18 protein-coding genes are annotated in these 21,691 nt (G+C 65.5%); 8 read left to right on the top strand and 10 right to left on the bottom strand.

The window, feature by feature from the left end; genetic code table 11:
• Positions 1-41 precede the first annotated feature (41 nt).
• Complete coding sequence (garD, locus tag E6B08_RS13025; protein ID WP_136914386.1) at positions 42-1,595, top strand: galactarate dehydratase; 1,554 nt, start codon at positions 42-44, stop codon at positions 1,593-1,595.
• Between the two features lie 168 nt (positions 1,596-1,763).
• The gene (locus E6B08_RS13020) at positions 1,764-3,344 is read left to right on the top strand and encodes an aldehyde dehydrogenase (NADP(+)) (protein ID WP_136914385.1); all 1,581 of its coding nucleotides are present in this window, start codon (positions 1,764-1,766) and stop codon (positions 3,342-3,344) included.
• A 259-nt stretch (positions 3,345-3,603) separates the two neighbouring features.
• Here E6B08_RS13020 and E6B08_RS13015 read toward each other — a convergent pair whose 3' ends face one another.
• Positions 3,604-4,353, bottom strand: a complete 750-nt coding sequence (locus tag E6B08_RS13015) for a FadR/GntR family transcriptional regulator (RefSeq protein ID WP_136914384.1) — start codon at positions 4,351-4,353, stop codon at positions 3,604-3,606.
• Between the two features lie 185 nt (positions 4,354-4,538).
• Here E6B08_RS13015 and E6B08_RS13010 point away from each other — a divergent pair, with 185 nt between their 5' ends.
• On the top strand, positions 4,539-4,868 hold the full coding sequence (locus E6B08_RS13010) for a hypothetical protein (RefSeq protein ID WP_136914383.1): 330 nt from the start codon (positions 4,539-4,541) through the stop codon (positions 4,866-4,868).
• A gap of 88 nt (positions 4,869-4,956) precedes the next feature.
• Here the strand turns inward: E6B08_RS13010 and E6B08_RS13005 are convergent, their stop codons facing one another.
• The 4 genes from E6B08_RS13005 to E6B08_RS12990 all read right to left on the bottom strand — a co-directional run bounded on the left by E6B08_RS13005 (position 4,957) and on the right by E6B08_RS12990 (position 8,680).
• The gene (locus E6B08_RS13005) at positions 4,957-6,171 is read right to left on the bottom strand and encodes a YeeE/YedE family protein (protein ID WP_136914382.1); all 1,215 of its coding nucleotides are present in this window, start codon (positions 6,169-6,171) and stop codon (positions 4,957-4,959) included.
• Between the two features lie 137 nt (positions 6,172-6,308).
• Positions 6,309-6,887, bottom strand: coding sequence for a hypothetical protein (locus E6B08_RS13000; RefSeq protein ID WP_136914381.1), 579 nt, complete (start codon positions 6,885-6,887; stop codon positions 6,309-6,311).
• Positions 6,888-6,962: 75 nt separating this feature from the next.
• On the bottom strand, positions 6,963-8,255 hold the full coding sequence (locus tag E6B08_RS12995) for a PQQ-dependent sugar dehydrogenase (protein WP_136914380.1): 1,293 nt from the start codon (positions 8,253-8,255) through the stop codon (positions 6,963-6,965).
• Positions 8,252-8,680: a DUF2231 domain-containing protein gene (locus E6B08_RS12990; RefSeq protein ID WP_136914379.1), complete on the bottom strand. Its 429-nt coding sequence runs from the start codon at positions 8,678-8,680 to the stop codon at positions 8,252-8,254. The genes E6B08_RS12995 and E6B08_RS12990 overlap by 4 nt, the downstream gene beginning before the upstream one ends.
• 188 nt (positions 8,681-8,868) lie before the next feature.
• Here E6B08_RS12990 and E6B08_RS12985 point away from each other — a divergent pair, with 188 nt between their 5' ends.
• Positions 8,869-9,162 carry a hypothetical protein gene (locus tag E6B08_RS12985; RefSeq protein ID WP_136914378.1) on the top strand — a complete coding sequence of 98 codons (294 nt, stop codon included), beginning with the start codon at positions 8,869-8,871 and terminating at the stop codon, positions 9,160-9,162.
• Between the two features lie 177 nt (positions 9,163-9,339).
• On the opposite strand, the gene E6B08_RS12980 is transcribed toward E6B08_RS12985, so the two are convergent.
• Together E6B08_RS12980 and E6B08_RS12975 are read right to left on the bottom strand one after the other, a co-directional pair.
• Positions 9,340-10,152, bottom strand: coding sequence for a class I SAM-dependent methyltransferase (locus E6B08_RS12980; RefSeq protein ID WP_136914377.1), 813 nt, complete (start codon positions 10,150-10,152; stop codon positions 9,340-9,342).
• Between the two features lie 181 nt (positions 10,153-10,333).
• Positions 10,334-12,523 carry an OsmC domain/YcaO domain-containing protein gene (locus E6B08_RS12975; RefSeq protein ID WP_136914376.1) on the bottom strand — a complete coding sequence of 730 codons (2,190 nt, stop codon included), beginning with the start codon at positions 12,521-12,523 and terminating at the stop codon, positions 10,334-10,336.
• Between the two features lie 301 nt (positions 12,524-12,824).
• Between E6B08_RS12975 and E6B08_RS12970 the strand changes: the two genes are divergently transcribed.
• The 4 genes from E6B08_RS12970 (at position 12,825) to E6B08_RS12955 (ending at position 17,979) form a co-directional block, all read left to right on the top strand.
• Positions 12,825-13,280, top strand: a complete 456-nt coding sequence (locus tag E6B08_RS12970) for a (2Fe-2S)-binding protein (protein WP_136917393.1) — start codon at positions 12,825-12,827, stop codon at positions 13,278-13,280.
• The gene (locus tag E6B08_RS12965; protein WP_136914375.1) at positions 13,280-15,526 is read left to right on the top strand and encodes a xanthine dehydrogenase family protein molybdopterin-binding subunit; all 2,247 of its coding nucleotides are present in this window, start codon (positions 13,280-13,282) and stop codon (positions 15,524-15,526) included. The genes E6B08_RS12970 and E6B08_RS12965 overlap by 1 nt, the downstream gene beginning before the upstream one ends.
• Positions 15,527-15,543: 17 nt before the next feature.
• Positions 15,544-16,884, top strand: a complete 1,341-nt coding sequence (locus E6B08_RS12960) for a c-type cytochrome (RefSeq protein WP_136914374.1) — start codon at positions 15,544-15,546, stop codon at positions 16,882-16,884.
• Between the two features lie 72 nt (positions 16,885-16,956).
• Positions 16,957-17,979: an XdhC family protein gene (locus tag E6B08_RS12955; protein WP_136914373.1), complete on the top strand. Its 1,023-nt coding sequence runs from the start codon at positions 16,957-16,959 to the stop codon at positions 17,977-17,979.
• On the opposite strand, the gene E6B08_RS12950 is transcribed toward E6B08_RS12955, so the two are convergent.
• From E6B08_RS12950 to E6B08_RS12940, 3 genes are read right to left on the bottom strand one after another with little or no spacing between them, the layout of a single operon-like run.
• Complete coding sequence (locus E6B08_RS12950) at positions 17,976-20,183, bottom strand: xanthine dehydrogenase family protein molybdopterin-binding subunit (protein WP_136914372.1); 2,208 nt, start codon at positions 20,181-20,183, stop codon at positions 17,976-17,978. The two genes, E6B08_RS12955 and E6B08_RS12950, sit on opposite strands and share 4 nt — an antisense overlap.
• Complete coding sequence (locus tag E6B08_RS12945; RefSeq protein ID WP_136914371.1) at positions 20,180-21,169, bottom strand: FAD binding domain-containing protein; 990 nt, start codon at positions 21,167-21,169, stop codon at positions 20,180-20,182. The genes E6B08_RS12950 and E6B08_RS12945 overlap by 4 nt, the downstream gene beginning before the upstream one ends.
• A complete protein-coding gene (locus E6B08_RS12940; protein WP_136914370.1) occupies positions 21,166-21,681 on the bottom strand; it encodes a (2Fe-2S)-binding protein in 516 nt (171 codons plus the stop codon). The genes E6B08_RS12945 and E6B08_RS12940 overlap by 4 nt, the downstream gene beginning before the upstream one ends.
• Between the last annotated feature and the right edge of the window lie 10 nt (positions 21,682-21,691).

Raw genomic sequence — 21,691 nt, 5'->3', positions numbered from 1 at the left:
GCGGAAGTACAAAGCCTGAGCAATCGAAAAAGGGCACGACCATGCAGTTGATCGAACATTCCGACTCGCCCCGCTACGTCCGCCTGCACGACGACGACAACGTCGTGGTCGTGGTCAACGATGGCGGCCTGGGCGAAGGCGCCCGCTTTCCCGACGGCCTGACCCTGGTCGAGGCCGTACCACAGAGCCACAAAGTGGCTACCGTCGCCATCGCCAAGGGCGAGCCCGTGCGTCGCTACGGGCAAATCATCGGCTATGCCCTGGAAGACCTGCGCCAAGGCAGCTGGGTACAGGAGAGCCAACTGGCCATGCCGTCGGCACCCGAGCTGGACAGCCTGCCTCGCTGCGACGCAGTCCCCGCCCCGCTGCCACCGCTCGATGGCTTCACCTTCGAAGGCTACCGCAATGCCGACGGCACCGTCGGCACCCGCAACATCCTTGGCATCACCACCACCGTGCAGTGCGTCACCGGCGTGCTGGAACATGCGGTCAAGCGCATCCGTGAAGAGCTGCTGCCCAAATACCCCAATGTCGACGACGTGGTCGCCATCACCCACAGCTATGGCTGCGGCGTGGCGATCAACGCCCGCGACGCCTACATCCCGATCCGTACCGTGCGCAACCTGGCACGCAACCCCAACCTGGGCGGCGAAGCCCTGGTGATCAGCCTGGGCTGCGAAAAGCTCCAGGCCGGCCAGGTGATGCATGAGAACGACCCTTCGGTCGACCTCAGCGACCCCTGGTTGTATCGCCTGCAGGACGCGAGCCTGGGCTTCGGCGAAATGATCGAGCAGATCATGGACCTGGCCGAAACCCGCCTGAAGAAGCTCGACCAGCGCCGCCGCGAAACCGTGCCAGCCAGCGAGCTAATCCTCGGCATGCAGTGCGGCGGCAGCGATGCGTTCTCCGGCATCACCGCCAACCCGGCGCTGGGCTATGCCGCCGACCTGCTGGTACGTGCCGGCGCCACCGTGCTGTTCTCGGAGGTGACCGAAGTACGCGATGCCATCTACATGCTCACCTCCCGCGCCGAGAACCAGGAAGTCGCAGAGGCCCTGGTGCGCGAGATGGACTGGTACGACCGTTACCTGCAACAAGGGGCGGCGGATCGCAGCGCCAATACCACGCCTGGCAACAAGAAAGGCGGGTTGTCCAATATCGTCGAGAAGTCCCTCGGCTCCATCGTCAAGTCCGGCAGTGGCGCCATCCAGGGCGTGGTCGGGCCGGGCGAGCGGGTTCAACGCAAGGGCCTGATCTTCTGCGCCACCCCGGCCAGCGATTTCGTCTGCGGCACCCTGCAGCTGGCAGCCGGCATGAACCTCCACGTGTTCACCACCGGCCGTGGCACCCCCTACGGCCTGGCCATGGCCCCGGTGGTCAAGGTCTGCACCCGCACCGAGCTTGCGCAGCGCTGGCCGGACCTGATCGACATCGACGCCGGGCGTATCGCCAGTGGTCGTTCGAGCATCGAGGAACTGGGCTGGGAGCTGTTCCACTACTACCTGGACGTGGCCAGCGGCCGCAAGCAGACCTGGGCCGAACAGCACCGCTTGCACAACGACATCACCTTGTTCAATCCGGCACCGATTACCTGATGCAGCGGGCGTGCGCTGTTTGGCTGTACACCTTCCCCCCTGTGGGAGCGGGCTTGCCCCGCGAAGCAGACCACACGGTGCCTGGCACCGGCTGCGCCGGTGTTCGCGGGGCAAGCCCGCTCCCACAGAGCTTCTTCAATTTCTTCCTTCAAGCAACAGGAGCATCCCATGCCTGAGATCCTCGGCCACAACTTCATCGCCGGCCAGCGCAGCGCCGCTGGCCCACAGCGCCTGCAAAGCGTGGACGCCACCACTGGCGAGGCCCTGCCCTACAGCTTCGCCCAGGCCCTGGAAAGCGAAGTGGACCAGGCCGCCAAGGCCGCCGCCGCTGCCTTCGCCGAGTTCCGCCAGCTGTCGCCGGCGCGCCGCGCCGAATTCCTCGATGCCATCGCCGCAGAACTGGACGAGCTGGATGACGCCTTCGTCGCCATCGTCTGCCGCGAAACCGCCCTGCCGGCGGCCCGTATCCAGGGCGAGCGCGGCCGCACCAGCGGCCAGATGCGCTTGTTCGCCCAAGTGCTGCGCCGTGGCGACTTCCTCGGTGCTCGCATCGACCTGGCGCTGCCCGATCGCCAACCTCTGCCAAGGGTGGACCTGCGCCAGATGCGCATCGGTGTCGGTCCGGTCGCCGTGTTCGGCGCCAGCAACTTCCCGCTGGCCTTCTCCACCGCTGGCGGTGACACCGCCGCCGCCCTGGCTGCCGGCTGCCCGGTAGTGTTCAAGGCGCACAGCGGCCACATGGCCACCGCCGACCTGGTCGGCTGCGCGATCCAGCGCGCAGCCGAACGTACCGGCATGCCCAAAGGCGTGTTCAACATGGTCTTCGGCGGCGGCGTCGGCGAATGGCTGGTCAAGCATCCGGCCATCCAGGCGGTCGGCTTCACCGGTTCGCTCAAAGGCGGCGACGCCCTGTGCCGCATGGCCGCCGAGCGCCCACAGCCGATCCCGGTGTTCGCCGAGATGTCCAGCATCAACCCGGTGATCGTGCTGCCGGGCGCCCTGGCCAAGCGCGGCGATGCCATCGCCCGTGAACTGGCAGGTTCGGTGTGCATGGGTGCCGGGCAGTTCTGCACCAACCCGGGCCTGGTGATCGGCCTGCAGTCGCCACAATACAGCCAGTTGCTGGCCGACCTCGGCCAGCACCTCGACCAGCAAGCCGGGCAGACCATGCTCAACGCCGGCGGCCTGCGCAGCTACGTCGGCGGCCTGGAGCACCTGCACGCCCATGACGGTATCCAGCACCTGGCCGGCCAGGCCCAGGAAGGCAGCCAGGCCCGTGCCCAGCTGTTCAAGGCCGACGCTCGCCTGCTGGTGGAATCGGACCCGCTGCTGCAGGAAGAAGTGTTCGGCCCCACTACCGTGGCGGTCGAGGCCGTGGACAATGCCCAACTGCGCGCCGCCCTGCTGGGCCTGCGTGGCCAGTTGACCGCGACCCTGATCGGCGAACCGGAAGACTTCGAAGCTTTCGCCTGGCTGGTGCCACTGCTGGAAGAGAAAGTCGGCCGCATCCTGATCAATGGCTACCCGACTGGCGTCGAGGTGTGCGATGCCATGGTCCACGGCGGACCGTATCCTGCTACTTCCGATGCCCGTGGCACCTCGGTGGGCACCCTGGCCATCGACCGCTTCCTGCGCCCGGTGTGCTACCAGAACTACCCGCAAGCCCTGCTGCCTGAGGCACTGCGTGACGCCAACCCGCTGGGGCTGCGTCGCCTGGTCAATGGCCAGTGGAGCGAAGCGGCACTCTGATTGCCCTGAAACGAAGAAGCCCCGCATTCGCGGTAATGCTGTTCACCTAAGAATGCCGGGGCTGCTGCGCAGCCCTTTCGCGACACACGGCCGCTCCCACATCGTCCGTGCTTGCCCCGTAGATAAGGGCTTTCACGGTCATTGTGGGAGCGGCCTTGTGTCGCGATGGGCCGCAAGGCGGCCCCAATGCCGGCGATGCAGAGCTTAAGTGAACAGCATTACGCATTCGCGGGGCTTTCTTTTTTCTGCAGCGAACCTATCAGGCCCTCTGCGCCTCGGCCGCTTCGTGCGCCTGGCGCAGCCGCTCACGGCTATTGCTCAGGTGCATGCGCATGGCCATCTTCGCCCCTTCGCTATCGCGCCGGGCAATGGCCTCGTAGATCGCCTCATGTTCGTGCATCAGCCGGCTCAGGTAATGGGCTTGGTCGTCGTGGGCCAGCCGCGCCGAATTCAGCCGAGTGCGCGGAATGATGCTGGTACCCAGGTGATTGATGATGTCGGCGAAGTAGTGGTTGCCGCTGGCCTGGGCGATCCGCAGGTGGAATTGGAAGTCTGCGGACACCGCATCGTTGGCATGGGCGGCGCCCTCGTTGAGCTCGTCCAGCGCGGCGCGCATACCCGCCAGTTGCTCGTCGGTGCGGCGCTGCGCGGCCAACCCGGCCGACTCTATTTCCAGGGCGATGCGCAGCTCCAGTACCGCCAGCACTTCACGCAGGGTCACCACCGTTGCCGGGTCGATGCGGAAGCCGCCAGTGGCTGGCGCATCCAGCACGAAGGTGCCGATGCCATGGCGGGTCTCGACCTGACCAGCAGCCTGCAGCCGCGAGATGGCTTCACGCACCACGGTGCGGCTGACGCCCTCCTCGGCCATGATCTGCGACTCGGTCGGCAGCTTGTCGCCGCGCTTGAGCTGGCCACTGCGAATACGCTCGGTCAGCACCGTGACCAGTTCCTGGGCAAGGCTGCGCGGCTTGCGCCGGACCCGTGCCTGTACCTGCTGCTCTGTCATGCCCTGAATTTCACCTTGAAAGACTGCGGTCATCATAGCGCAAGCAGTTGTACGATCACATACGCCGAACGCGGTATTTCCAGGCGTGAACGCCAATCATCGACTGCATAACGGCAAATTGCTGGCCCCCGGCCGTTCGAAGCGGAGGCAAACTCCGTTCTCCATCAGTAGCTTAGGACAGCAACATGCGAGTACTTCTAGCAACGATAGCCGGCGCGGTACTGGCCTCGGCCGCTTGCATCGCACAGGCGAAGGCGCTTAGCCAGAATGAGCGCCAGGTGTGTGGATGGGGCTCGCAGATCGCCGCCGAGGCTCAACAGGCCAAGCTTTCTGGGGTCACGCTATATGCCACGCGAAAAAAGCTGCAGGTCCGCAGGTTCCCCAAGCCGTGGATGCGCATGACCGCCTTCGGCATTACCGAACAGACCTACAATAGCCGCTCGCGGCTCAAACCGGCGGCCATCAAGCAGACCTACTTCGAACAATGCGTGCAGCACGCTGTTGCGAAAAGATAACGTATAAAAACAAAAGGTTAGGAGAAACTCTTAACACACGAAATTAACATCCTCGTGGTTGAGAGCGCTCCTAACCGAGGCGAGCGACTCAGCAGCCGCTCAGGGTCGCCGGCCGACGCTCGCCGACGAAGAACAGTGGGCGCAGGCGCACGCCGATGACGTTGCCGGCATACGCCGCCACCAGCCACAGCCAACCGTGCACGCTACCTGAGGCGATGCCGCTGAAGTAGGCGCCGATATTGCAGCCGTACGCCAGGCGCGAACCATAGCCAAGCAACAGACCGCCAATCACCGCAGCGATCAGGGACGGCAACGGAATCTTCAGGCTTGGTGCGAAACGCCCGGCCAGTCCAGCGGCGAGCAAGGCCCCCAGGACGATACCGAGGTCCATGACGGTGGTGACGTCCTGCCACAGTGGCGAGGCCAGGGCCTTGGCGTTGACCGGCGCCTGCCAGAACACCCAGCTGCCGACATCGATACCCAGCCCCTGGAGGGTCTTGGCGCCCCACAGGGCGAACGCCGAGGTGATGCCCCATGGGCGGCCTGCCAGTGCCAGGGTCGCGTAGTTCAGCAGCGCCAGGGCAATTGCGCCCCACAGCAGCGGCCAAGGCCCACGCAGGAAGCGGCGCAGGCCCTGGTGCTCACTGCTGATCGGTGCCTCCAGGGCGCCGTGGCGGCGCTTTTCGAGCACGATCGTGGCCCAGGCGATGACCGCGAACACCGCCACGCTCACCAGCAGCGCAGGGCCGACACCCCAGCTCTGAACGATAGAGGTTGGCGGCAACGAAGGCAGCGCGAACCACCAGTCGGCATGATGGGTGGCAGTGACCGAGCCGATGATGAAGAACAACAGGGTCACGAGCATCCGCGCATTGCCACCGCCCACGGTGAACAGCGTGCCTGAAGCACAGCCGCCGCCCAACTGCATGCCGATACCGAAGATGAAGGCGCCGAACACCACCGATACGCCCGCAGGTGCCACCAGGCCGGTGACCGGGTTGCCGAACAGGCTGCCGGCCGACAAGGCCGGGAAGAACAGCAGCACCGCTAGGGTCAGCATCACCATCTGCGCACGCAGGCCAGCGCCTCGGCGTTCGTTGATGAACACCCGCCACGCCGAGGTGAAGCCGAACGCCGCGTGGTACAGGGTCAGCCCAAGGGCTGCGCCCACCACCAGCAGCAGCACCTGCTTGAAGCCGGCGTTGAGGTTGAGGAACCAGGCGCCCGCCAGCAGCAGGGCCAGGGCGATCAGGGGTGCGCCCAGGCGGCGCTGTTCGGGTGTGGCGGTTGCAGAAAAACCCATCGGAATACTCGGATTACTATGAAACGGAAAGCGAGTATAACGCCGCCAACGGATCCATGCTGCGCAGTCTTGGAGATTCGGGCCTCGTCGCCGGCCAATCGGCGCCAAGGCCCCTGCCCCACGGTGCCTGGCTCAGGTCAGCGCGAGGTCTCGACGCGCAGCACCTCGGTATAGATCGCATCGACCGTCTGGCCGACCTTGAGGTTTTTCATCCTGGCTTGAAGGTCCGGGTTCTCGACCTTGACCACCTGCACCTTGCCTTGCGGCGGCAGCAAGGTCACTTCGTGCGTGGTGAGGTCGATCTTCTCGACCTTGGAGGTCACCCGCACCTGGCGGAAGGCCTCACCGCCGGGGTTCGGGTTGTCGGCGGTGGCGCGGATGGTGCCTTGCTCGGCGCTCGCTTTCGGCGCCCCACCGACGTTGCTGTTGAGCACATAGGCCACGGCGCGGGTAACGTAGATATCGACGTTGTCACCCACCTTCAGGTTGGGCAACGACTTGGCGTTTTCCGAAAGCTGGAAGGTCACGTCCTTTTCATGCGGCCCTTTCACCGTCACCAGGCGATTGGGCAGGTCGATGGCCGTGACCTGGGTCTTGACATGGCTTTCCAGCGCCTCGGCGCCGATCGGAATTTCGTTGGCCTGCACCGCGAAGCTAGCGGCACCAACCAGGGTAGCGAGGGCAAAGGCACGAGCAAGTGGGCGAATCGGGTTCATAGGCCTGCTTCCATGTGATCGAAACCGGATTGGCGCGTGAACCATTCACGCGCCGCTCCTTCACAATAGCCGGACTTACCGATTACGCGTGACGCGCCACACCGTATTGGCCAGGTCGTCGGCGATGATCAACGCGCCACGTGGGTCGACCGTCACACCCACCGGGCGGCCGCGGGTCTTGCCATCCTCGCCGCGGAAACCGGTTGCGAAGTCCACCGGCTCTCCGGCCGGCTTGCCATCGCTGAACGGCACGAAGATCACCTTGTAGCCCACCGGATTGGGCCGGTTCCAGCTGCCATGCTCGCCGACGAAAGCCCCCTCGGCGAACTGCGTGCCCATGGCCGGGATGGAGAAGCTCACCCCAAGCGCTGCAACGTGGGAACCGAGGCTGTAGTCAGGCTTGATGGCCGCCGCGACCTTGTCCGGGTTTTGCGGTTTGACGCGTTCGTCGACGTTCTGGCCCCAGTAGCTGTAGGGCCAGCCATAGAAGGCGCCTTCGCGCACCGACGTCAGGTAGTCCGGCACGAGGTCCGGGCCCAGCTCGTCGCGCTCGTTCACCACGGCCCACAGCTGCCCGCTGCCCGGCTCAATGGCCAGCGCCGTGGGGTTGCGCAGGCCCGTTGCGTACGGCCGGTGGGCGCCGGTCTGGCTGTCGATCTGCCAGACCATGGCACGGTCGGCTTCGACTTCCAGCCCTCGCTCGGTGATGTTGCTGTTGGACCCGATGCCCACGTACAGGTAACGGCCATCGGGGCTGACCGCCAGGGACTTGGTCCAGTGGTGATTGATCTCGGCTGGCAATTGGGTGAGCACGGTTGGCGGGCCGCCTGCCTTGGTCTGGCCTTCCTGGTAGTCGAAGCGCACCAGGGCATCCTGGTTGGCCACGTACAGCTTGCCGTCGGCGAATGCCAGGCCATAGGGGGCGTTGAGGTTTTCGGCGAATACGCTCATGGTCTCGTAGGTGCCGTCGCCATCGGCATCGCGCAGCAAGGTCAGGCGGTTGCCGCCTTTGACCTGGGTGTTGCCCTTGGCCTTGATCTGGCTTGCGATGACGTCCTTGGGCTTGAGCTTGGCGGCATTGCCTCCCCGGCCCTCGGCCACGAGGATGTCGCCATTGGGCAGTACCAGGGTCTGGCGCGGGATCTTCAGGTCGGTGGCAATCGCCGTGATGCTGAAGCCCTCGGGCACGGTGGGTTTCTGCTCGCCCCAGTGCGTCGGTTCGGCGATCTTCATGCTTGGCAGCAAGCCGCGCTCTGGCGATGGCAGTTTCGGGTCGGGGCCACGCGACTGGGTGGCTTCGCCTTCGCCACCACAGGCGCTGAGCAGCACCGCCAGGCTCAATACGCTCAATACAGGTAGGTGGTTCATGCCGCACCTCCCGAACGCAGGTTGCTCATGCCGGTCCATGCGGCGACACAGGCGAGCACGCTGACGATCACCGACAACACCAGGCCCGACGGCATCACCGCCCAGGCGTCCTTGGCATGCTCGAAGGCGTTGATCAGGCCGAGGATCCAAGTCGCTACCAGCAACAGCAGGTAGACGGTTGGCCGGCCACCCTTGCGCTCGGCCCGCACCAGGTTGGCCAGCGCGAACAGTATCGCCAGCCCGCAGCACAGCAGGGCTCCGGCGATCAGCCAGGCGGCGAAGTTGGCCCATTGGATCTGGTAGCTCTGGTAGTAGGCGATATCGCTCAGCAGTGCGCCGAGGAACAGTGGAACCGAGCCGGCCAGCAGGATCGCGTGCAGCGGGCTGGGCGTGCATCGATAGAGGGTTTGGTCTGGTGCGGTCACGGCGCCTCCTTATCATTCGGTGACCTGGTGCCGATGAACGAGCGCAGTGCCCGGTCCATCAGGCTTGCGCGGGGTGCGCCTAGGAGAAGATAGCCCAGAGGGCTGATAGTTCAGGTTTATCGGACAGCGGCGGTGTGATAAGCGGCAAGCGAAGCGTATTATCGTCAGGCCCAGGATTGGAGACCCGTATGAATAGACTTGCATCGCAGCCCTACGCCCGCTGGGCATTGGGCGCCCTGCTCGGCCTGAGCCTGGTGCTGACCGGGGGTTGTTCGAGCAAGCCCAAGCAGGCCCGCTATGCGGCGGTGGGTTCGAACTGCTATGCCAAGGCCGTACCGCAAAGCGGCGAAGGCGGCCTGGCCTGGGGCAACACCATGAGCATTGCCCGGCAGAAGTCGCTGAACAACTGCATTCGCTATGCCAGCCGCTCGGGTGGCACGCCGGACACCTGCCAGGTGGTGTTGGCCAAGTGCAAGAACTGACTTGGAGCAGTGGGCATCGGCCTTGTGCGAGGACGAGTACCTTGGGGTATGGCACCAGCTTCGCAGGTGTTCGCGGGTGAACCCGCTCCTACAGGTACATCGCCGGCCTTGGCAGCGGTGAAGATCCTGTAGGAGCGGGCTTGCCCGCGAAGAGGACAACGCGGAGCATGGGAAGGCTCATCTGCGGGTAATGACCACCTCCAGGTACTCGCTGGGCACTACCAGCGAATCCCCTCCTCCCCGGTTGTTGTCCTCAAGCAACCGCGCCAGGTCGCGCTCCAGGGCCTCGCCAGCCTGCACATCCAGCGCCGCAAACGCCTTGTGCACCGGTCCATACCAGGTGCGGAACACCTCGATGAAGTGCGCCGCGCTGCGATAGCGGAAGTTGAATTGCTGGCGACTCACATCCATCGCCCCGATCGCATCGCCGAACATCGCCCTCAGCTGTTCCTCGTCCCCCCAGCGCGAGGGCGGCAAAGCCCCGGCAGGTGGCGGTACGTGGCGTCCCAGGGTCTTGAACATCTGGCCGACGAAGCCTTGCGCAGTCCAGTTGGCCAGGCCGATGCGCCCGCCAGCGCGACAGACCCGGGCCAATTCACGCGCCGCCTGCAGTTGATCCGGCGCGAACATCACGCCGAAGGTGGAAAGCACTGCATCGAACGCACCATCGGTGAACGGCAACGCCTCGGCATCGGCCACCTGGAACTGCACATCGAGGCCCTCGGCTTGCGCACGCGCTTCGCCGCGCCTGAGCAATTCGGCCACATAGTCGGTGGAAATGACGCGACAACCGCGCCGCGCTGCAGCCAGGGTGGCGTTGCCGTTACCAGCGGCCACGTCCAGGACCTGTTCGTCCCAGCGCAGGTCACAGGCTTCGGCAAGCCGCTCGCCAACCAACTGCAAGGTGGTACCGATTACCGCATAGTCGCCGCTGGCCCACGCCGCCTGCTGGCGGGCCTTCAGGGCATTGGTATCCAGAGGAGTACTCATGGTCTGCGCCTTCCTGCTGTGCGCGGCCGAGGTCCTTCTGGCGGTCATCGCGCCATGGGTAATGGGAAGAAAGATGGCCGGGCCATGGCCAACCCCCAGCTAAACCCCGCAGCGCGCTGGCGACAACCACCAGCGCGCGAGCGGCAAGATCGATTGGCTATAGGGCCAATGATCGCCAGGTTTATCGCGCGGCCTTGGCGCGTGCGGCGTGCAGCTTCTTGTAGCTCTCGATCAGGCGCAGATGGCGATCGAGGCCTTCGAGCTTCATGCTGGTCGGGGTCAGGCCGTAGAAGCGCACGCTGCCATCCACCGAACCAAGCGCCGCGTCCATGCGCGCATCGCCGAACATACGGCGGAAATTGGCCTCGTAGTCGGCCATCGCCAATTCGTCGTCCAGCATCACCTCCAGCACCACGTTCAGCGCCTGGTAGAACAGGCCACGCTCGACGGTGTTGTCGTTGAACTGGAGGAACGCCTCGACCAGTTCCTTGGCCTCGTCCAGGCGCTGCACGGCCAGGCAGATCAGTAACTTGAGCTCGAGCAGGGTCAGTTGGCCCCAGGCCGTGTTCTCGTCGAACTCGACCCCGATCAGCGTGGTGATGGTGGTGTAGTCATCCACATCACAGTTGTCCAGGCGCTTGAGCAGCAGCTTGAGGCTGCGGCTGTCGAGGCTGTGCAGGTTGAGGATGTCGGCACGGAAATCCAGGGCCCGGTTGGTGTTGTCCCAGATCAGGTCCTCGACCGGATAGATCTCCGAATAACCTGGCACGAGGATGCGGCAGGCGTTGGCACCGAGGTCGTCGTACACCGCCATGTAGACTTCCTTGCCCATGTCTTCGAGGATGCCGAACAGCGTTGCCGCTTCCTGGACGTTGGAGTCCTCGCCATGGCCCGAGAAATCCCACTCGACGAACTCGAAATCGGCCTTGGCGCTGAAGAAGCGCCAGGAGACCACGCCGCTGGAGTCGATGAAGTGTTCGACGAAGTTGTTCGGTTCGGTCAGCGCATGGCTCTCGAAGGTAGGCTGCGGCAGGTCGTTCAGGCCTTCGAAGCTGCGACCCTGGAGCAATTCGGTAAGGCTGCGCTCCAGCGCCACCTCGAAGCTTGGGTGGGCGCCGAACGAAGCGAATACGCCGCCGGTGCGCGGGTTCATCAGGGTCACGCACATCACCGGGAACTCACCGCCCAGCGAAGCGTCCTTGACCAGCACCGGGAAGCCCTGCTCCTCCAGCCCCTGGATACCGGCCAGGATGCCGGGGTACTTGGCCAGCACCTCTTGCGGCACGTCAGGCAGGGCCAGTTCGCCTTCGAGGATCTCGCGCTTGACCGCCCGCTCGAAGATTTCCGAGAGGCACTGCACCTGCGCTTCGGCCAGGGTGTTGCCGGCGCTCATGCCATTGCTCAGGAACAGGTTTTCGATCAGGTTGGATGGGAAGTACACCACCTCGCCGTCCGACTGGCGCACGAACGGCAGCGAGCAGATGCCGCGGGCGGTGTTGCCCGAGTTGGTGTCGTACAGGTGCGAGCCACGCAGCTCGCCGTCCGGGTTGTAGATCTCGAGGGTGTACGGATCGAGAATCTCGGTCGGTAGCGCGTTCTTGGCGCCCGGTTTGAACCACTGCTCGTTGGGATAGTGGACGAAGTCGGCGTTGGCGATGTCCTCGCCCCAGAACTGGTCGTTGTAGAAGAAGTTGCAGTTCAGCCGCTCGATGAACTCGCCTAGCGCCGAGGCCAGCGCCGCCTCCTTGGTACTGCCCTTGCCGTTGGTGAAGCACATCGGCGACTGGGCATCGCGCACGTGCAGCGACCAGACGTTGGGCACGATGTTGCGCCACGAGGCGATCTCGATCTTCATCCCAAGCCCAGCCAGCAGGCCCGACATGTTGGCGATGGTCTGCTCCAGCGGCAGGTCCTTGCCCGGAATGTAGGTCGTGCTGTCGGCCACCGGCATCAGCAGACCCTGGGCGTCGGCATCGAGGTTGTCGACTTCCTCGATGATGAATTCGGGGCCGGTCTGCACCACCTTTTTCACGGTGCAGCGGTCGATCGAGCGCAGGATGCCCTGGCGGTCCTTTTCGGAAATGTCCTCGGGCAGCTCGACCTGGATCTTGAAGATCTGGTTGTAGCGGTTTTCCGGGTCGACGATGTTGTTCTGCGAGAGGCGGATGTTCTCGGTCGGGATGCCGCGGCTCTGGCAGTACAGCTTGACGAAGTAGGCCGCGCACAGTGCCGAGGAAGCCAGGAAGTAGTCGAACGGTCCAGGAGCCGAGCCGTCCCCCTTGTAGCGGATGGGCTGGTCGGCGATCACCGTGAAATCGTCGAACTTGGCTTCGAGCCGGAGGTTGTCGAGAAAATTGACCTTGATTTCCATGCGGGGATTACCGTGAGTTAAGCGTGCAAAACGAAATTGGCCGGCATTATCCGGTTTTTTGCCCGGGAAGTCCTGCTTGCCGGCGCAGCACCCGTCAGAGGCTTGCGCATTTCACCGAATTGCTTGCCCGATCCTCCGAACGTGGCGCGCCGGTCGGACAGCCGGTCATGCCGCTGTGCTAGCTTTTCTGGATTGGGGAACGACGTATTCCCCACCAGATTGCAAACGCCATCAACCGATGATCAGCAGGTGAGCCACGGCGCTCCCTTTCATGGAGCTACCCAACATGGAACTATCCATCATCGAACTACGCATCAACCAGAAGACCTACCAGGTCGAGGCCGAGGCCGACACGCCCCTGTTATGGGTGATCCGCGACGACCTGGGGCTGACCGGGACCAAGTACGGCTGCGGCCTGGCCCAATGTGGCGCCTGCTCGGTGCTGGTGGACGGCAACGTGGTACGCGCCTGCGTGACCCCGGTCGCCGGCGTGGTCGGGCGTGAAGTGACCACCATCGAGGCGATCGAGGAAGACGCGATCGGCAAGCGCGTGGTCGCCGCGTGGGTCGAGCACCAGGTGGCGCAGTGCGGCTACTGTCAGTCGGGCCAGGTGATGGCGGCCACCGCGCTGCTCAAGCACAGCGCCCAGCCCAGCACCGAGCAGATCGATGCCGCGATGGTCAACCTGTGCCGCTGCGGCACCTACAATGCCATCCATGCCGCCCTGCACGACCTGGCTCAAGGGGAGAAGGCCTGATGAACTCGCCTGTCGATACCCCCGCCGATCTGCTCAAGCTGCAACTGGGCGAAACCGTCAACCTGTCGCGCCGGCGCTTCCTCGCCGGTACCGCGGTCGGCGCCCTGGTACTGGGCTTCGGCCTGCCGTTGGGCTCGGCCCGGGTCCAGGCGGCAGCTGCCACCACCGAACGCGGCACCCAGGTGCCGGCGTTCCTGGAAATCCGCCCGGACGGCAAGGTGCGCCTGCTGAGCCCGTTCATGGAAGGCGGACAAGGCCCCTTCACCGCCATGGCGCAGATCGTCGGCGAGGAACTGGACGTCGACCCGGCCAATTTCCTGGTCGACAGCGCACCGCCCGGGGAAGCCTACGTGGTGATGGAAAACGGCATGCGCATCACCGGAGGCAGCATGTCGGTGCGCATGAGCTACCCCACCATGCGCCGCCTCGGCGCCCTCGCCCGGGCTATGCTGTTGCAGGCCGCGGCCGAGCAGTTGGGCGTGCCGGTCAGTGAGCTGTCCACCGAGCCTGGCAAGGTGCTGCACAGTGCCTCGGGCCGCTCGTTGAGCTACGGCGAACTGGCTGGGCGGGCCATGGACCTGCCGGTACCGGACCCTGCGAGCGTCAAGCTGCGCGACCCCAGCCAGTTCCGCTGGATCGGCAAACCGGTGCGCCGCCTGGACGCCTACGACAAGTCCACCGGCAAGGCCGTGTACTGCATCGACATCAAACTGCCGGACATGCTCCATGCCGCCGTGCAGCATGCCCCGCGCCTGGGCATGACGGTCGGCAAGCTGCGCAACGAAGACCAGGTCAAGGCCATGCCGGGCGTCCACTCCTTGCATCAACTGCCGGGCGCGGTGGCCGTGGTCGCCGAACGCTGGTGGCACGCCAAGCGCGCGGTCGAAGCGTTGCAGGTCGACTGGCAGGAGCCAGGCACAGGCAGCAAGGTGCGGCCAATGCCGGCCGACTTTTCCAGCGACGGCTGGCTCGAGCACCTGGCCGCCGCCCAGGGCCCAGCCCGCGATGACGAGAACGAGGGCGACGTGGCCAAGGCCCTGGCGGGCGCCAAGACCACGCTCGAAGCGACCTACCACAACCAGTACCTCAACCACGCCCAGCTCGAGCCCCCTTCCGCGCTGGCCCGCTTCAACCCCGACGGCTCGCTGGAGGTGTGGTTGCCGAACCAGGCGCCAGACATGTTCCGCGACGACATCGCCAAGCGCACGGGCCTCGACCCGGCCCGCATCACCCTGCATTCACCCTTGCTCGGCGGCTTCTTTGGCCGCCACTTCCTCTACGATTCGGCCAACCCCTACCCCCAGGCCATCGCCCTGGCCAAGGCGGTCGGACGGCCAGTGAAACTGATATGGAGCCGCGAAGAAGAGTTCCTGCGCGATGTGCTGCGCCCGGTTGCGGTGGTCAAGTTCCGCGCTGCGCTGGACGCCGATGGCCTGCCGCTGGCGATCGAAGCCGTGAGCGCCACCGAGGGGCCCACCGAGGCACTGGCCGGCAAGCAAGGCGACAAGATCGATCCCACCGCCGTCGAAGGGCTGTCGGGCAAGTCCTACGCCATCGCCAACAAACGTATCGCCCAGATCTACGTCAAGGGCCCGGCCATGCTCGGCTACTGGCGTTCGGTAGGCAATTCGTTGAATGACTTCTTCTACGAATCATTCCTCGACGAATTGGCCGACAAGGGCGGCAAGGATCCCTTCGAACTGCGCCTGCACCTGTTGCGTGACAATCAGCGCCTGACCAACCTGCTCAATGCAGTAGCGGACTTGTCCGGCGGCTGGAAACGCGGGCCGTTTACCGCACAGGATGGCTCCAGACGCGCCCGCGGCATCGCCATGGCCTCGCCGTTCGGCTCGGAAGCGGCGGCCATTGCCGAGGTGTCGATCGAGAATGGCCAGGTCAAGGTGCACGACATCTGGCAGGCCATCGACCCCGGCAGCATCGTCAACCCGGCGATCATCGAGCACCAGGTCAATGGTGCCGTGGCGCTGGGCCTTTCGCAGACGCTGGTCGAGGAAGCGGTATACGTCGACGGCAAACCGCGCGCGCGTAACTACGACCTGTACCCGATCCTGCCGCCTTCGCGCATGGCCCGCGTGCATGTACGCATCGTCGAGAGCGGCGCGAAGATGGGCGGCATCGGCGAACCGCCGCTGCCTGCGGTGGCGCCAGCGGTAGCCAATGCCGTGGCCCAGCTCACTGGCCAGCGCGTGCGCAGCCTGCCCCTGAGCCGCCATACCTTCAGCTGAACGGACAAGGAACGCCCATGCCCAAGAGTCGATTGGCAACAACCGCTGCCTGGCTGGCCCTGCCTTGCCTGGTCGCCGCCGGCCTGCTGGCCTGGTACGTCACCCGCGAGCCAGACACACCCTTCGCTGGCGAATCCTCCCAGGCCCCGGACATGGCGCTGGTCAGCCGGGGCGAGTACGTGGCCCGCCTGAGCGATTGCGTGGCCTGCCACAGCCTGCCCGAGGGCAAGCCATTCGCCGGTGGCCTGGAGATGGCGACGCCGTTGGGCGCCATCCACGCCACCAACATCACCCCGGACAAGGCCACCGGCATCGGCGGCTACAGCCTGGCCGACTTCGACCGCGCGGTGCGCCAGGGCGTGGCACCTGGCGGCCGGCGGCTGTACCCGGCCATGCCCTACCCGTCCTACGCCAAGCTCAGCGATGACGATGTGCGGGCGCTGTATGCGTTCTTCATGCAGGGCGTGCAACCTGCCGAAAAGGCGAACATCCCCAGCAGCATTCCCTGGCCACTCAACCTGCGCTGGCCAATCGCGCTGTGGAATGGCCTGTTCGCCGCCGACACGCCCTACGCCGAAAAGCCCGGCCAGGACCCACTGTGGAACCGTGGCGCCTACATCGTCCAAGGCGCCGGCCATTGTGGCAGTTGCCATACCCCTCGCGGGCTGGCGTTCAACGAGAAAGCCCTGGACGAGCACGGCGACGCGTACCTGGCCGGCGCCCTGCTCGATGGCTGGTATGCGCCGAGCTTACGCGGCGACCACAACACCGGCCTGGGCCGCTGGAGCGAGGGCGAGATCGCCGAGTTCCTCAAGACCGGGCGCAATCGCCACGCGGTGGTGTTCGGCTCGATGACCGAAGCCTTCAACAACTCCACCCAGTTCATGAGCGACCAGGACCTGGCCGCCATCGCTCGCTACCTCAAGTCACTACCTGGCGACCCAGGGCGCGACGGTACGCCCTGGCAGTACCAGGCCGCCGTGGCCAACCCGGATGCCCCTGGCGCCCACACCTATGCCACCCGCTGCGCCTCGTGCCACGGCCTGGACGGCAAGGGCCAGGCACCGTGGATGCCACCGCTGGCCGGCGCGACCTCGGCCTTGGCCAAGGAAGACGCCTCGGCGATCAATATCACCCTCAACGGCTCGCAACGCGTAGTCGCCGCAGGCAGGCCCGATGCCTACCGCATGCCGGCGTTCCGCCAGCAGTTGTCGGACCAGGACATCGCCCAGGTATTGAGCTACGTGCGCAGCGCCTGGGGCAACCACGGCAGCGCGGTCGGGGCCCAGGCGGTCGGCAAGCTGCGCGGCCACACCGACCCGGCCAGCAGCAGCCCGATCATCCTGCACATGCGATGAATTGAGCCCAGGCCACGCTGCAGTGGTCCATACCTTGCAGATAGCCTGATCGACAGAGGTGCAAAGGAGCCCATGGAAAGTATTGACCTGCTGGTACTGCGTACCGCCTACGAATGGCGCAAGGCTGGCGAGCGTGTGCTGCTCGCCACCGTCGCCCGCACCTGGGGCTCGTCGCCCCGGCCGGTGGGTTCGATGATGGCCCTGCGCGGAGATGGCCGGGTGGTCGGCAGCGTCTCCGGTGGCTGCATCGAAGATGACCTGATCCACCGCTACACCACCGCCTACGGCGGCCCCGGGATGCAGGTGGGGCTGCCCGACGTGGTGCGCTATGGCGTCAGCGCCGACGAGGCGCATCGTTTCGGCCTGCCATGTGGTGGCACCCTCGCGCTGGTATTGGAGTTCGACCCCAGCTGGCAAGTCCTCGAGCAACTGCTGGAACGCCTGGATGCCGGCCACCTGGTGCAGCGCAGCCTCGACCTGAACAGCGGTATCGCCAGCCTCGCAGCCAGCGATGCCCCGGCGCAGTTCGACTTCGACGGTCGGCGCATGGTCAACACCCTTGGCCCGGGCTACCGCATGTTGTTGATCGGTGCCGGTGCGCTGGCCGAGTACCTGGCGACCATGGCGCTGTTCAACGGCTTCAAGGTGTCGGTGTGCGACCCGCGCCCCGAATACATGAGCGGCTGGAACGTGGCCGGCGTGGAGAAGATCGTCGGCATGCCGGATGACGTGGTCCGCGCCTTCGCGCCCGACCTGCGCACCTGCATCGTCGGCCTCAGCCACGACCCCAAGCTCGATGACCTGGCATTGCTCGAAGCCCTGCACAGCCCGGCGTTCTATATCGGTGCCATTGGTTCGCGACGCAACAGCCAGTTGCGTCGCGAACGGCTGATCGAACACTTCGGCGAGACCGAGGCCTCACTGGCACGCCTGCACGGTCCCATCGGCATCTACATCGGCAGCAAGACGCCGCCGGAAATCGCCGTCAGCGTCATGGCGCAGATTCTTGCCGCAAAAAACCACATCGCGCTGCCCGGCGAGGTCAGCGTGTCCGTGGCCAAGCGCGCCCGCGAGGTGCAGGTGCCGGCGGCCTAGCCGGCCAGCACCTTGTCGAGAGTGATCGGGAAGTCGCGCAAGCGCTTGCCGGTGGCGTTGTAGACCGCGTTGGCCACCGCTGCGGCGACGCCGAGAATACCGATTTCCCCTACCCCCTTGGAGCCCAGCTCATTGACGATGTCGTCGGGCTCGTCGACGAACAGCACGTCGATGTCGCCGATATCGGCGTTCACCGGAATGTGATACTCGGCCAGGTTGTGGTTCATCGGGCGTCCCAGATGATGGTCGACCTCGGTCTGCTCGTGCAGGGCCATGCTCAAGCCCCAGACCACACCACCGAGAATCTGGCTACGCGCGGTCTTGGGATTGATCACCCGGCCTGCGGCAATGGCACTGACCACCCGGCTGACCCGTATCGTGCCCAGCGTCTCGTCCACTCGCACTTCGACGAACACTGCCGAATGCGTGGCGGTAGAAAAGCCTTGGCGGCGGGCGCCAGGCTCGGCCTGCAGTTGCACTTCGAGCACACCGCCGGGCATGTCCTGCAGCAAGGCGCCCAGGTCATAGCTGCGGTCCCCAACTTGCAAGCGGCCTGCGCTTATGCGAAAACGCTCCGCGGGCTCGCTGGCCACTTCGCCAAAGCGCGACCTGGCGACGTCAACCAACTTGCCGCGCAACACCTCGCAAGCCTGTCGCACAGCGGATCCGACCGAAGACACGGTGAACGAGCCGCCTTGCAGCGGCGCGGTCGGCAGCGAGCTGTCACCCAGCTGGAACGTGATATCGCCGACTGCCATCAAGGCCGCGTCAGCGGCAATCTGGGTCATCACGGTATAGGTGCCGGTGCCGATGTCGGTGGTCGCGCTGCTGACCCACAGGTGCCCATCGGCATCCAGCCGCGCCTTGGCACTGGCCTTCATCTGCATCGCTTCCCAGACCCCACCGGCCATGCCCCAGCCGATCCGTTCGTGGCCTTCGCGCCTGCTACCTGGGCGCGCATCGCGGGCAGCCCAGCCAAAGCGCTCGGCGCCCTGCCGGTAGCAGTCGAGCAAGGCCTTGCTGGAGTATGGCTTGCCCTCATTGCCGTTGCTGTCGGCGAAGTTGGCCTGACGCAAGGCGATCGGGTCCATTCCCACGGTCTCGGCCAGCTCGTCCATGGCGCACTCCAGGCCGATCAAACCGAGTGCCGCGCCCGGAGCACGCATGTCCAGAGGGGTGTAGACATCCAGCGGGACCAGTCGATAGTCCATCGCCACGTTGTCGCAGCGGTAGAGCATGCCGCTCCATTCCACGACGTGCTCGGTGAAGTCCTCGAAGCGCGAGGTCTGGGCCGTCGCCTGGTGGCGCACCGCCTGCAGGCGGCCCTGGTCGTCGGCAGCCAGTTGCAGGCGCTGCAAGGTGCGGGGCCGATAGCCAAAGGTGAACATCTGCTGCCGGGTCAATGTCACGCGCACCGAGCGCCGGAGTTTCAGCGCGGCCATGGTCGCCAGCGCCAGCTGGTACTGAGGCCGCAACCCCGAACCGAAGGCACCGCCGACATAGGCCGCGCAGACCCGCACCTTGTCCTTGGCCAGGCCGAATACCTTGTGCAGGTAGTCCTGGCTGTTCTGGGTGCCCTGGGTCTTGTCGTGCACCTGCAGGCTGCCATTGGCCTGGTAGATCACCGTCGAGGCGTGCGGCTCCATCGGGTTGTGGTGTTCGCTCGGCGTGCTGTACGCCGCGTCCACCTTGAACCGGGCGGCGTCGAAGGCCCGCTGGAAATCGCCGCGGGGCTTGGGGAGCTCGGCAGGCGCCGAGTGAGCACGATCAAGGGCCGCCAGCAGATCGGTCTCGAAGGGCTCAGGCTCTATCTCGACGCGCAGCAGCGCACCTGCGTGCCGGGCCAGTTCCAGGCTCTGCGCGACGACTAGTGCCACGGGCTGGCCACTGTACAGCACGCGGTCGTTGAACAACGGCCGGAACGGCTTGCCGTCAGCGGCATCGGCGTCCTGGTACGGTTCGTCGTCACCGGCCATCGGCGGGCGGTCCAGGTGGTGCAACACGGCGATCACGCCGGGCACCGCCAGCGCAGCACTACAGTCGATGTGGCGGATGCGACCACGGGGCATGTGGCTGCAGACCACGCTGCCGTGCAACAGGTCATCGGCGGGGTACTCTGCTGCATAGCGGGCCTGGCCGGTGACCTTGGCCGGGCCGTCTATGCGATTGAGTGGCTGGCCGCTGCTGGGTTCGAAGTGGGTCATTGGTCGTCTCCCTGAGCCTGTGCCTCGGTCAGTGCGCGAATGATCGCCTGGGTCGCCAACGCGACCTTGAAGGCGTTGCCAGACAGTACCTGGGCGCCCTGCAGCAACGCTCTTGCGACGTGCGCGTAGGTCTGCGGGTTTGCCGGCTGGCCGGTAAAACGCTGTTCCACCCCCGGGTCGCGCCACGGCTTGTGCGCCACGCCGCCCAAGGCCAGACGCAGGCTGCCGATGTGCTCGCCATCGAGTTCGAGCCCGGCTGCTACCGAGACCAGGGCGAAGGCATATGAAGCCCGGTCACGTACCTTCAGATAGTGGCTACGCGCGGCGAACCGGGGCGCGGGCAGCTCGATGGCCAGGATCAGCTCGTCGTCGGCAAGGCAGTTGTCGCGTTCGGGATGCTCACCCGGCAGACGATGGAACTCAGCGAAAGGCACCCAGCGCTCTCCACCCAGCCCACGCACGTGCACCACGGCATCCAGCGCTGCCAGGGCCACGCACAGGTCCGAGGGGTGCACCGCCACGCAATGCACGCTCGCGCCGAGGATCGCGTGGTTGCGGTTGAGCCCGTTGCGCGCTGGGCAGCCGCTACCGGGCAGGCGCTTGTTGCAGGGGCTGCCGACATCGTAGAAGTAATGGCAACGGGTGCGCTGCAGCAGGTTGCCGCCGGTGCTGGCCATGTTGCGCAACTGCGGCGAGGCCCCCGCGAGAATGGCTTGGGCCAGCAGCGGGTAGCGCTGTTCGACAAGCGGATGCCAGGCCAGATCCGCATTGCTCACCAGCGCACCGATGCGCACGCCGCCTGCGGCCGTTTCGCTCACCTCGCGCAGCGGCAGGCCGGTGATGTCGATGATCGTGCGCGGGTTGGCGATGTTTTCCTTCATCAGGTCGAGCAGGTTGGTGCCACCGGCGATGAAGCGCGTCTGCGGCCCGGCCTGGTGCAAGGCCTGTTCGATGCTGGAGGGTTTGCTGTAGGCGAACGGGGTCATGGGCGCGGCCCTCGGCCATCGCGATGAATCAGCGGCAACGCCTGTTCCACGGCCGCGATGATGTTGCCGTAGGCGCCGCAGCGGCAGAGGTTGCCGCTCATGGCTTCACGCAACTGCTCAGGCGAATGGGCCCTACCCTCGTGGGCCAGGCCCAATGCCGAACAGATCTGCCCCGGCGTACAATAGCCGCACTGGAACGCGTCGTGATCGATGAACGCCTGCTGCAAGGGGTGCAGGTGGTCGCCTTCGGCCAAGCCTTCGATGGTGGTCAACTGGTCGCCATCGCACATCACCGCCAGGGTCAGGCAGGCATTGACCCGAACGCCATTGCGCAGCACCGTGCAGGCGCCGCACTGGCCATGGTCGCAGCCCTTCTTGGTGCCCACCAGGTCCAGTTGCTCACGTAGCAGGTCGAGCAGTGTGGTCCAAGGCGCTACAGTCAATCGCCTGGGCTGGCCATTGATGGTCAGGCCAATCGACAGGCCTGGATTGGCATCTTGCAATTGAGTCATCACGAATTGC

The sequence above is a fragment of the Pseudomonas putida genome (assembly GCF_005080685.1).
Taxonomy (GTDB): domain Bacteria; phylum Pseudomonadota; class Gammaproteobacteria; order Pseudomonadales; family Pseudomonadaceae; genus Aquipseudomonas; species Aquipseudomonas putida_V.
Note: the sequence above shows the minus strand (reverse complement) of the source record. Positions and strands in the feature narration are given on the sequence as shown.